Source organism: Butyrivibrio sp. ob235, from assembly GCF_900109475.1.
Taxonomy (GTDB): domain Bacteria; phylum Bacillota; class Clostridia; order Lachnospirales; family Lachnospiraceae; genus Butyrivibrio.
Map to the genome: position 1 here is coordinate 113,173 of NZ_FOBE01000004.1, position 12,430 is coordinate 125,602.

9 protein-coding genes are annotated in these 12,430 nt (G+C 42.0%); all 9 read left to right on the forward strand.

What is annotated here, in order from left to right; translation table 11 throughout:
- The first annotated feature begins 164 nt into the window (after positions 1-164).
- The 9 genes from BMW61_RS05460 (at position 165) to BMW61_RS05500 (ending at position 12,422) form a co-directional block, all read left to right on the forward strand.
- A complete protein-coding gene (locus tag BMW61_RS05460) occupies positions 165-842 on the forward strand; it encodes a helix-turn-helix domain-containing protein (RefSeq protein ID WP_091820231.1) in 678 nt (225 codons plus the stop codon).
- Positions 839-1,804, forward strand: coding sequence for an IS3 family transposase (locus BMW61_RS05465; protein WP_175475105.1), 966 nt, complete (start codon positions 839-841; stop codon positions 1,802-1,804). Before BMW61_RS05460 ends, BMW61_RS05465 begins: the two co-directional genes overlap by 4 nt.
- 500 nt (positions 1,805-2,304) lie before the next feature.
- Positions 2,305-2,913, forward strand: coding sequence for a peptidoglycan recognition protein family protein (locus tag BMW61_RS05470; protein ID WP_091820234.1), 609 nt, complete (start codon positions 2,305-2,307; stop codon positions 2,911-2,913).
- Positions 2,914-3,091: 178 nt separating this feature from the next.
- On the forward strand, positions 3,092-6,910 hold the full coding sequence (locus BMW61_RS05475) for a ligand-binding sensor domain-containing diguanylate cyclase (RefSeq protein ID WP_091820235.1): 3,819 nt from the start codon (positions 3,092-3,094) through the stop codon (positions 6,908-6,910).
- A gap of 91 nt (positions 6,911-7,001) precedes the next feature.
- Positions 7,002-8,798, forward strand: a complete 1,797-nt coding sequence (aspS, locus tag BMW61_RS05480) for an aspartate--tRNA ligase (protein ID WP_091820237.1) — start codon at positions 7,002-7,004, stop codon at positions 8,796-8,798.
- Between the two features lie 55 nt (positions 8,799-8,853).
- Complete coding sequence (locus BMW61_RS05485) at positions 8,854-10,275, forward strand: MBOAT family O-acyltransferase (RefSeq protein ID WP_091820239.1); 1,422 nt, start codon at positions 8,854-8,856, stop codon at positions 10,273-10,275.
- 13 nt (positions 10,276-10,288) lie between these two features.
- Positions 10,289-11,434, forward strand: coding sequence for an alginate O-acetyltransferase AlgX-related protein (locus tag BMW61_RS05490; RefSeq protein ID WP_091820241.1), 1,146 nt, complete (start codon positions 10,289-10,291; stop codon positions 11,432-11,434).
- A gap of 248 nt (positions 11,435-11,682) precedes the next feature.
- Entirely contained in the window at positions 11,683-11,961 is a 279-nt protein-coding gene (locus tag BMW61_RS05495; RefSeq protein ID WP_091820243.1) for an AtpZ/AtpI family protein, read from the forward strand.
- Between the two features lie 26 nt (positions 11,962-11,987).
- On the forward strand, positions 11,988-12,422 hold the full coding sequence (locus BMW61_RS05500) for an ATP synthase subunit I (protein ID WP_022761134.1): 435 nt from the start codon (positions 11,988-11,990) through the stop codon (positions 12,420-12,422).
- The last annotated feature ends 8 nt before the right edge of the window (positions 12,423-12,430 follow it).

Sequence of the window (12,430 nt, forward strand, 5' to 3'; positions counted from 1 at the left end):
TAAACTAATAATATATAATTTGTTTTTTTAAAATAATATTATAAAGAGCTATATTAGTGATCGAAAAATGCTAATGAATAAAAAAGGGAAGTAAGCTAACAATGATATGATTCCCCTAAAGTAGACAATGGAAATAACCAAAGTCTCCTTTAGGGGGATTTTTTATGGCTAAAAGGAAACATTCCGTAGAATGGATGATTGATAGAGTAAATGAATACCTTAGCGGAATGGGCTCATATGATTCAATTGCCCATGCTAACGATATAGCTCAAGCCACACTTATAAGATGGGTGGCTGCTTACCGTAATTATGGAGCAGACGCATTTACTAAAGGGGCTGGAAACAAGCGGTATAGCAAAGATTTTAAAACATCTTGTGTAGATACAGTTATAAAAGGTGAGTTAAGTGTAAATGTGTGTGTTGCAAAGTTTGGGATATCTAGTGAGAGTGTACTCCGAAGATGGATTTCAGAGTATAATGCCAATAGAGAGCTTAAGGACTATGATCCTAAGCGGGAGGTCTATATGGCAGAGGCTAGAAGAAAAACCACTATCGAGGAACGTAAAGAAATCGTCAAGTACTGCATAGAGCACAATCGCGATTATAAAGGCACTGCTTCTTTGTATGATGTTTCTTATACACAGGTTTATAGCTGGGTAAGAAAGTATGACGCAGATGGAGAAGATGCGCTTGTTGATAGACGCGGTCATCATAAAACAGATGATGAAGTTGATGAATTGGAGCGCTTACGCCGTGAGAACCTAAGACTAAAGCGACAACTTCAGGAAAGGGACATGACAGTAGAACTGTTAAAAAAAGTGAGAGAATTAGAAGGGATGTGAGGCTCGGTAAGACTCGATTTGAATGTAAATATTTAGCTATACAGGCTTATTCTAATGATAAACATTGGAGTATAAAATGGATGTGTAAGACGCTGGGTGTATCACACGCAGCTTATTACAAATGGTTTCACAGAGAAGTTCCAGAACAAGAATTGGAAGACCATAGAATTGCTGAGCTTATCAGAGAATACGATGATCGCTTTGGTCATATCCTTGGATACAGACGGATGACTCTCTGGATTAACCACTTCAATGGGACTGATTATAAAGTTAAGCGCATACACAGGATCATGAAGGCTATTGGAGTTCATGCGATTATTCGTGCGAAAAGAAAGCAGTATGAACCTTCAACTCCAGAAACTGTTGCAGAGAACACGCTCAAAAGAGACTTTCACGCAAACAAACCTAATGAAAAATGGACAACTGATGTTACTGAGTTTAAGATCCCTGAAGCTAATAAGAAGCTGTATCTGAGTGCCATCCTTGATCTTTATGACAGAACGCCGGTATCTTATGTTATCAGTACAAGAAATGATAATGCACTCGTATTTAAAACGTTTGACAAAGCAATAGCTGAAAATCCTGATGCCGCCCCACTTTTTCACTCGGATCGTGGATTTCAGTACACCAGTAAAGTCTTTAAAATGAAGTTACAAGAACAAGGAATGGAACAGTCAATGTCTCGAGTAGGACACTGCATAGATAATGGACCGACTGAAGGATTCTGGGGCATCATCAAGACTGAAATGTACTGCATGTTTGATATAACTGATGAAACTTCACTAAGGAATGCCATAGAGAAATACATGTACTATTATACCAACGAAAGGCCACAGGAAAGATTCGGTGGAAAGACGCCTGCCCAGGTACGTAATGAAGCAATGCTTACAGATAAGCCTACTGATTATCCCATTCCTGAGAATAAGCGTATCCAGAAGTATAAAGCTAAATGGGCAGCTTAACAAAAGAATAGAAATGAATCAAGAGGCTACTGGCCTTGAATAAAGTGCGCCAAGCGCACAAATATCCTTGATCTGCTTGACTACAGAATATCTGCCATGGAATGTCTGTCAACCCTGCAGCCGCTTCGCGGTGCGCATAGCGCAGGGTTGACTGGCATTCCATGACAGATAAAGTAGTCATTAAGCAGACCAAGGATTATAGTGACAGTTCAAACTGTCACCATTTCCAAATCTATATGATTTCAGCATCTAAAAAGGTGACCACCTCTAATGAAGTGATCACCTTTTCTCTTGACTTATTTTGTTTATTTGGCCTATCTACTTGACAGACCCCTGTTCACAATTACTTCTCTTTTTTTTATATGAGACATTATTGAACGTTATTGAAAAATGATACAAATATCATTGTGTGATATGACTATTATTGTTATATTCAATTCAAATATTATTGTTTATAGTAAAATAATTATATTCTATAAATTAAAAGTGAGCATAAAAAGATGGTCGCCCAAAGAAGAAAAAAGCAAAAAGCGCGTACAGTTATTTTGCTGATCGAATTAATCGTAGTAGTAATACTCGGTTTCATAGTATACAAAACTTTCAAACCGATTGATTATGTGAAGTATGCGGAAACGGTAGAGATTCCGGAATGGATTGATGTTCAACTGATAGATGAGGGTAATCCCTCGAGAACCGGACTTTTACTGGATGGAATAAATGATATTGTAATCCACTATGTCGGTAATCCCGGGACGACAGCACAGCAGAACAGGGATTTTTTCAATCACGAGGATTCCGATGTCTGCTCTCATTTTGTTGTGGGAATGGAAGGTGAAATCATTATGTGCCTTCCTTTGAACGAGAGATCTGCAGCAAGTAACGACAGAAATCACGATACCATCTCAATAGAAGTGAGCCATCCCGACGATACCGGAAAGTTCACGGACGCTTCCTATGAATCACTTTTGAAGCTTACAAGATGGCTCATGAAGGAATTCGGACTAAAGAAAAATCACGTCATAAGGCACTATGACGTGACCGGAAAGGAGTGCCCAAGATATTTTGTAACTCATGAGGATGCCTGGGAAAAGTTTAGGGAAGACCTATAAAATTTTCATCGGGGATTCCGTTGTTGAGAGCGTTGGCACCAAGAAGAAGGATATTTTATAATTTCTTAATTGTCTCTTTTCATATGCTTAATTGAGTGCAAATAAGACTCAGTGATAGAATTAATTTGTAAAATTGCGACCAGTATACTTGCACAAAAAGGCTTGTGAAGGGGACATAATGGAAAAGCTAAAGAGATGGCAGACGTATGTGCTTATGCTTGTCTGCATTCTCGTCAACTTAATTGGAAGATATATAGCTACCGCGCTTCAGCTGCCCTTCTGGCTGGATGCGATTGGTACTATTATTGCAGCAATTGAGCTCGGCCCTGTAGGCGGAGCTATTTGTGGTGCAAGTCTGAATATTATTACCGCATTTGAAAATCCGATAAATCTTGCGTATGCTTTGGTATCTATTGCTATAGGAATAGCAGCAGGTATCATCTTTTCAAAATCAAGAAACTATTCCTTATTCAGAGTGCTGGCAACAGCCATGTTCTGCGGACTTTTATCGGTGTGTATTTCGACGCCCCTAAGTCTTCATTTTTATGAGGGAAGGACGGGAAATATCTGGGGCGACGGACTGATAGACATGATATCCAGGGACGTAAATGTTCCGGTAGTATGGTCATTTCTTGGAGATGCATTTGTAAATGTTCCTGATAAGGTATTAAGTGTTCTTATCGCAACACTGTTTGTGCGCATTCATATGAGTATTACGGATAGAAGGAAAAGGACTGTTTCCGGAAGTATGCTTCTTTTGGCTCTGATACCGCTTGCTTCTCTTGTGTTTTCCATACAGGTAAAAGCTTTTGATATGAAGTCAGAATATGCAGCTGTTATCTATGATACCGATGACGGACTGGCTACGATGGAGATAAATGCGATAGCACAGACACCAGATGGGTATGTCTGGGCGGGAACCTATGCCGGGCTGTTCAGATGTGACGGAAATAAATTCGAGGAAGTTATACTTGATGAGAGAATTAGTAACGTCATGACTTTGTACGTGGATACAAAGGGATGTCTCTGGATCGGTACCAATGACAGCGGAATGGCAAAGTATAACCCTAATAACGGGGAGATTCTTTTCTATACGGTTTATGAAGGTCTGTCCTCAAATTCCGTAAGACACTTCTGTGAAGACCCTTACGGAAATATGTTTGTTGCGACTGCAACAAGACTCTGCATGGTGGGAACAGATGGAAGGATCAAGGAATATCCGGATGAGGAGATAAACGGTGTGCGCTCTATGGTATGTAACGATCATGGCATAGTGGGAGGTGTTACAAATGGCGGCGAGCTTTTCTTTACAGAGGGGGATCAGCTCATAAACAAGATGAAGCTGAAGGAAGATATGGCATCTTTTTCCGCAATCGGAACAGGAGACAATAATGAGTTTCTTGTAGGCACAACCTCTGATTTTGTTGTGTGTGTTACCGTAGTAAATAAGCAGGTAATAGAGGGCAGAAGGTATTCGGTGGATGACGCTGAATATTTTAACAAGATATATTATTCCGAGGAAAATAATGGGTACTTTTACTGCTGCGAGAAGGGCAACGGTTTTATGACCAAAGAGGGAATAAGTACGAGTATGTCCGTTGCCGATTTTTCCAGCTCTATTACGGATATAACTGTGGATTATCAGGGGAACGTGTGGTTTGTATCCAATAAGCAGGGAATACTTCGATATTCCTGGAATCCTTTCATGGACATTTTTGCCAGAGCGAACGTTGATAAGGATGTTGTAAACTGCGTCCTTGTGAAGGACGGCCTTTTGTATGTGGGAACCAACAGCGGGCTTGTTACCATAGATTTAAAGACTTATTACGCAGTTCCTATTGATCATCCAAACTACTTCAAGAATGTAAGAATACGTGACCTCATGGAGGATTCACAGGGCAATATATGGGCATGCACCTATGGGAAGCACGGACTTATAGAATTAAAAACTGACGGCGGAATAGAGACCTATAATGAGAGAAACAGGGGAACCTTAGGCGGTAAATTCAGATGTGTCACGGAACTTGAGGATGGCACAATTGTAGCAGCTACCAGTACGGGACTTAATTTTATAAGAAAAGGTGTTGTAAAAAGAACCATGGGTGAAGAGGATGGGCTGACAACTCAGGTTCTTACTATGGTTGAAATTGCAAACGGAGATCTGCTTGTCGGAACAGACGGCGGGGGTATAATTATTATTTCCGAGGGAAAGATTATATATCGCTATGCCAAGGATGATGGTATGGAATCCCTTGTTATTTTGAAGATCGTTCCCTGCGGAGATGGGGAATATATCTATGTTACCAGTAATGCGCTCTATTATTACAAGGATCAGAAGGTAACCAGACTTACGAATTTCCCGTACAAAAACAATTATGATGTACAGTTTACCGACGACGGAAGGGTGTGGATAACCTCCAGTGCCGGAATCTATATAGTGGAAAGAGAAGATCTGATAAATAATGTCGAGGACATGGGCTATACGCTTTTTAATAAGAGTAAGGGACTTTATTCAACTCTTACGGCCAATTCCCGCAACGCTGTTTACGATGGGAATTTGTATCTATGCTGTACTGACGGCGTACGAAGAATAGGCATTAACGGTGAGACTTTTGAGGAAAAGAACTATGCTATAAAGGTTGGAAAGCTTACAGCGGACAATGAAATAATTCAACCTGACGAAAACGGAAATTATTTAATTCCCGCTACCTCAGGCAGGGTAACCTTTGATGTTGCCGTTTTGAATTTTACTCTATCCAATCCTATTGTACACATAGTACTTGAGGGGAGCGGAGACGAAGGCATAATATGCACTCAAAGGGAGATAAGTCCTCTTAGCTACATGAACCTTCCTTATGGAGATTACAAATTAAATGTGGAGGTATATGACTCTGCAGGAAAAAATGTAATACGACAGGAAAGCTTCCATGTTATGAAGGAATCCCAGATTTTTGAAAGGGCTTATTTCAAAGCATATCTCTTTACGGTATGCACCCTCTTTGTAATCTTCATCGGTTGGATGATAGGAAGAATCGGCCTCGGTATTAACAGCCTCGAGAGATGGCAAAAGGAAGCGAAGATAGACCCGATGACAGGCTTCTGGAATAAGGGATATACTCAGCTGGCACTGGAAGAAATGTGCAAGAATACTGATGGTATCCTGATGGTAATTGACCTTGATAATTTCAAGCTTGTTAATGATGTATTCGGACATGAGACTGGTGATAAGGTTCTGATTAAATTTGCGGAACTAATCAGGTCCTGCATTCGTGATGATGATTTTGTGGGCAGAATCGGCGGAGATGAATTTGTGACCTTTATAAAAGGAGCCAATGATGAGCTGGCGGTTTCAGAGAAAGAAAAATATCTGAACGAACAGATACTGAAATCCGGAGAAGATATCATGGGTAAGGAGATGGGAATACCGCTCGGTGTCTCCATCGGAGCTGTCTGTGCCCCTGAAGAGGGAACGGATTATTCGGAGCTTTTCAGAAAAGCCGATAAAGCGCTTTATAATGTAAAGCAAAACGGAAAACACGGATATGATATGTTCAGAAGCAGCGGCATGAATGGCAACGATCAAAGCGAACTCAAAGCGAACGGCGTTGCCGGAATAAAGATGCTTCTCGAGGAGCGCGGAAGTCAGAAAGGCGCATATCTTGTAGATCTCGATAAATTGCAGATGGTCTACAGACTCTTTTCCAGAATGGCGAAGAGAACCATTGTGAATGTCTGGATTGTGCAGTTTATTGTTACAAGAGAGGACGGCGGAGAAGTCGCCGAGGAAGTAATGCAGATCCTTATCGACGTACTTACCGATAACCTCCGAAGTAATGATGTTATAGCGCCGAACGGCAAAAACCAGGTAATATTGATACTTACTGACATAAGTGAAGAAAACGGTCATACTCCTATAGACAGAATCTATGCGGCGTGGGATGCAAGAAGCGGCCATGAAGGCTACGTGCTTGCCTATGAAACAGACGGGATGAGCTGAAAAATTAATAACATAGGTGAGCTATTTGTGCTAAAATGGTTTCTGGTATATTTTCGCGCCAAATGCGTAGTTTAGTTAAGGAGTATTAGAAATGCAGTCACGTACACATACATGCGGCGAACTTAGAGCCGAGAACGTGGGAAATAAAGTTAAGCTTGTAGGCTGGCTTGAGAATTTTCGTGAAGTCGGAGCTGAGCTCGGCTTTGTAGTATTGAGAGATTTTTATGGAACAACACAGATTGTCGTCGAGACCGAGGACATGATGAAGGTTGTTAAGGCAATCAATAAGGAATCAACAATTTCCGTTGAGGGTACAGTTAGGGAGAGAAGCTCCAAGAACCCCAAGCAGGAGACAGGTGATATCGAGGTCGTTCCCGAGAAGATAGAGGTTCTCGGACGCTGCAGATACAACGAGCTTCCTTTTGAGATAAACAGAAGCCGCGAGGCAGATGAGACAACTCGTCTTAAATATCGTTATCTTGATCTTAGAAATCCTGAGGTTAAAAAGAATATTATTCTTAGAAGCAATGTCATTGCTGCTCTTAGAGCATCTATGATCGAGCATGATTTCATGGAGATCACAACACCTATTCTTACGGTGTCATCTCCCGAAGGCGCAAGAGATTACCTTGTTCCTGCGAGAAAGCATCCCGGAAAGTTCTATGCACTTCCCCAGGCTCCTCAGCAGTTCAAGCAGCTTCTGATGACCTCCGGAATAGATCGCTATTTCCAGATCGCACCCTGCTTCCGTGATGAGGATGCAAGAGGTGACAGATGTCCCGGTGAGTTCTATCAGCTTGATATGGAGATGGCTTTCGCATCTCAGGAAGATGTATTTGAGATCTGTGAGGATGTGCTTCCTCCGATCTTTGCAAAATATGGCACATATGACAGAGCATCAGGCGCTCCGTTTGCAAGAATTCCTTATCGCGAAGCTATGGAGAAGTATGGCTCAGATAAGCCGGACCTTCGTATCGACCTGACAGTTCAGGATGCTACAGAGGTTCTTAAGGATTGCGGATTTGGTCCTTTTGCTACCAAGGCTGAAGACGGAAGCGATACGGATGTAAGAATTAAGGCAGTTGTTATCTCTGATTTCAAGGAGAGCCGCAAGTTCATCGATAAGACCATCGCTGACGTTGAGGTTCAGGCAGGTGTTAAGCCTTACTGGTTCAGAATAGATGAGAATAACGAAGTAGTCGGCGGTATCGCCAAGTTCGTTCAGGAGAACAAGGACGCTGTTGTATCCGCACTTGGACTTAAGGCCGGTGATCTTGTGGTACTCAGCTCAGGCAAACTTCTTCAGGCACAGAAGACAGCAGGCGTAGTTGTTAAGACTTTCGGTGCTGCTGTTCCCGGACACATGGACAAGGAGCAGTATTCCTTCTGCTGGATTGTTGATTTCCCGATGTACGAGATCGGTGAGGAGTCAGGCGAGCTTGAGTTCTGCCACAATCCTTTCTCAATGCCCACAGGCGGTATGGAGACACTTCTTAAGGCTGAGCGAGGTGAGATGGATCCTCTTGATATCATGGCTGACCAGTATGACCTTGTATGTAACGGTATCGAGCTTTCATCAGGTGCTGTTCGTAACCATGATCCCGAGATCATGATCAAGGCATTTGAGCTTGTACGCCTTGGCGAAGAGGATGTTAAGGCTAAGTTCCCTGCAATGTACAATGCATTCTGCTATGGTGCACCGCCGCATGCAGGAATTGCTCCCGGTGTAGACCGTATGATCATGCTCCTTTCAGGCGAGCCTACAATCAGAGAGGTTATTCCTTTCCCGATGAACAAGAACGCCCAGGATATCATGATGGGTGCTCCCGGAGAGGTTACCGAGAAGCAGCTCGAAGAGCTTCACATCAAAACGGTTGTAGAGGAATAAAAAAATGTAGGAGGTTCCGCTTTGTCGGAACCTCTTTTCAAGAGATGGAGCTTTTATGGTCTTTAGTTCTACAGTTTTTTTGTTTTGTTTTTTGCCGCTGACACTGATCGGCTGCTACATCATAAGAAGTCAGACCTATAGGAATGCATGGCTTCTTATCATGAGTCTGGTGTTCTTTGGGTGGTCGCAGCCCCGGTATTTATGGATCATTGTGGCAAGTATCATAATCAATTATCTGTCTGCTCTTTTTATGAGTCTGTTTGAACATAAAAAGAAGGAGGTTCTGTTTTTGGCAGTTGTTTGTAACTTGCTGCTTCTCTTTTACTACAAGTATCTGGATTTTTCCATTCAGACATTAAATGATGCCTTTGGGATATCAATTCCTCTAAGAGGGATAATCCTGCCTATCGGTATTTCTTTCTTTACCTTCCAGGGTATGAGTTATGTGATCGATGTTTTCAAGGGTGATGTCAGGGTTCAGAAGAACCCGCTCAAGGTTGCCCTTTATATTGTTCTGTTCCCGCAGCTTGTTGCCGGACCGATTGTCAGATACATCGATATAGAAAATGAGATTGATAACAGAAATCCGGGAATGGCAGATTTTTCTGCAGGTATTACGAGGTTTGTAATCGGCCTTTCTAAGAAAGCCATAATTGCAAATACGATGGCTGAGGTGGTCGATACCATATGGGATGCGGGAATATCCAATAACACAGTGGCGATTGCCTGGCTTGGAAGTATCGCGTATTCGCTGCAGATATTTTATGATTTCTCGGGCTACAGTGACATGGCAATCGGTATAGGAAGGATGCTCGGATTCCATTTTTGTGAGAACTTCGACAGACCTTACATCTCCAGGAATATTACCGAGTTCTGGAGGAGATGGCACATATCGCTGTCTTCCTGGTTCAGGGACTACGTTTACATTCCTCTTGGCGGAAACAGGAAGCACCTTTACAGGAACCTCATCATCGTATTCATGCTGACAGGTCTTTGGCATGGTGCATCCTGGCACTTTGTAATCTGGGGCGCCTGGAACGGGTTCTTTATTGTTGTGGAGAGACTCCTTAGAGGCCGCGGCAAGAGCGCTTCTGTGGATGAAAAGAATGCAATAGGTAAAAATATTTTAAGACACATATATGCGCTTTTTGTTATCAATACCGGGTGGGTGCTCTTCAGAGCGGATAACTTTGCTCTGGCCATGAAGTATCTGGGCACAATGTTCGGAATCGGATTATCCGGAATGCCCGGATTTAAGATCTCCTGGTATGTAAATAACTGGGTTCTGGTTGTGATGGCTATTGCAATATTTGATATAGTTGGCGGATTTACGCGCCTGAAACAATTTTGTGATGCCAGAATGTCAGGCACAGCATATAGCGTTGTAAAGCTGGCAGCGGTGTACGGAATGTTCCTTCTTGCAATTATGAGGGTTATGTCCGGAACCTATAATCCGTTCATATATTTCCAGTTTTAGAATAAGGATGATTATGAAAAATAAGTTTTTAGAGAAAATATACATAATCGGATTTGCCGTGATGCTCCTTCTCCCTCTGATTTTTATTAACAGGGATGAGGATGCCATTTCTGAGCAGGAGAACAGAACGCTTGCAGGTTTTCCGCAGCTTAGAAAGGATGGCGGTTTTAATAAGGAGCTTCCCACAGATATAGAGAATTACCTGAACGATAGACTAGGTTTCAGAGATCAGATAATCTCTATGAATGCTCTGATGCAGTACCATGTATTCGGGAGAATGGAAAACGGCAAGAGATACAGACTGGGACCTGATGGTGAGTTCAATATAATTGAAAATGATATGGTGGAAACCTATCAGCATTTCAATCTGTTCACCGACGAGGAAAAGGACCGTATCGCCTCCGATTTCCAAACTATATCGGATTATTTAAAGGGTAGGGACTGCGAGTTTTATTATATGCAGTGCTGGGATAAGCAGACAATCTATCCCGAGTACTTCCCAACAAGTGTTAATCAGTACGGAGATTATTCAAGGACTGACCAGTTCCTGGAAACCCTTGAGACAAGGACGGATGTACCGGTGATTCCTCTAAAGGATGATTTTGTAGCTGAAAAGAGTAACTACGAGGTTTACAGCAAATACGGGGATCCCGTGCATTGGACTCAGAGAGGTGCCTTTATCGGATATACCAAGGTCATGGAAAAGCTAAACGAAAACCGGGAGGATAAGTTCAGTGTCCTTGCGGAATCGGATTTTGATATAGACATGACCGACCAGGGAATGAGCTTCTACGGCGGAGTCAGAAGGGAAAATGTTTCCGAGAACTTTGAAAGAAAGGTCACAAATGCTGTAATGGATGAGAATTATGACGAAGAGCATTCGGAGTTTGAGGGCATTAAGACCTATCACTTTATAAATAATAAAGCAGGAAATGACTGCAAGGTGATGATAGTCGGAAACAGCTTTATTGTTAATTATTTGAAAGAGGATTTCGCCGAGAGCTTCGGAGAGACCCTTGTGGTCTGGAATGATGTCGGAAAGAAGTTTGATTCCTGGGTGGAATGCTACGATCCCGACATAGTAATTTATGAGATGGTAGAACGATATGCTGCCTACGATAAAGTTCATAAAGCAGCAAAAAAGATTTCCAAGAAATAAAAATATTGTACTGATTTTATAATCAGCTTAAAAAGCCGGGAATTGCTTATAAAAGCATTCTTGGCTTTTTGTAAAATGTTTGTAAAATTAACCATAACTGATTGTTTTTTCTGATAAATACTTGTATTATTGAGATATATGTTGCGGTATTTCGGTTATTTTTAAACTTTCAGAAATGATACCTCATAAAACATAAAAATGGCGAAAAATAAGAGAGAAATAGGCATAATTTTCGAGAAAAAGCATAGATGATTAAGAAAACGACAGATTTTTCAAAACTTATGACGCAGTTTGCAATGGTGGGGCAGCTTGGGTTATCACTTGTAACACCGCTCCTCATCTGTATTTTTGTGTGCTATCTGCTGACTACGAAGCTCGAAGTCGGCGGCTGGGTCTACATTATCGGCTTCTTTTTCGGACTTGGCGGATCAGCCATGACAGCCTACAAGGTGTACCTGGAAGTCGATAAGAAGAACGAAAAGAAAAAACGCCCGGACAACGAAGTGAGTTTTAATAAGCATATTTAAAGGGCGAGGGGGACGGAGAAAGTTTTATGGTAATTCAGGACGCAGTCAAAAAGGAGACCACTTTTATTGCTGTGGGGACAGCGGTGGCCAGCCTTATCGTTATAATATTGTTTTTTATTTTGCATCAAGTGGTACCAAGTGATGCGCCTTTTGGCTATACGGTACCTTTTGATTATAAGGTCTTCTTAGGTGCGATAGGTGGAACTATCGTTGCAGTGGGTAACTTCTTCTGGATGGGACTCACAGTGCAGAAGATCACGGGGATGAGTGAGGAGGAGACAGACAGAGCCAGAAGCACCATGGCAGTGAGCCTTCGGTATCGCACGATGATGCAGCTCTTATGGGTGATTCTGTCTATCTTCGTACCGGCAATCAATCTTGTGACCGGTGTGATACCTCTTTTTATTCCCAGTATTTTAATAAAAATTCGCGGGATTCTAACTGCGAGGAAAGGAAGGTGAAAATAAAG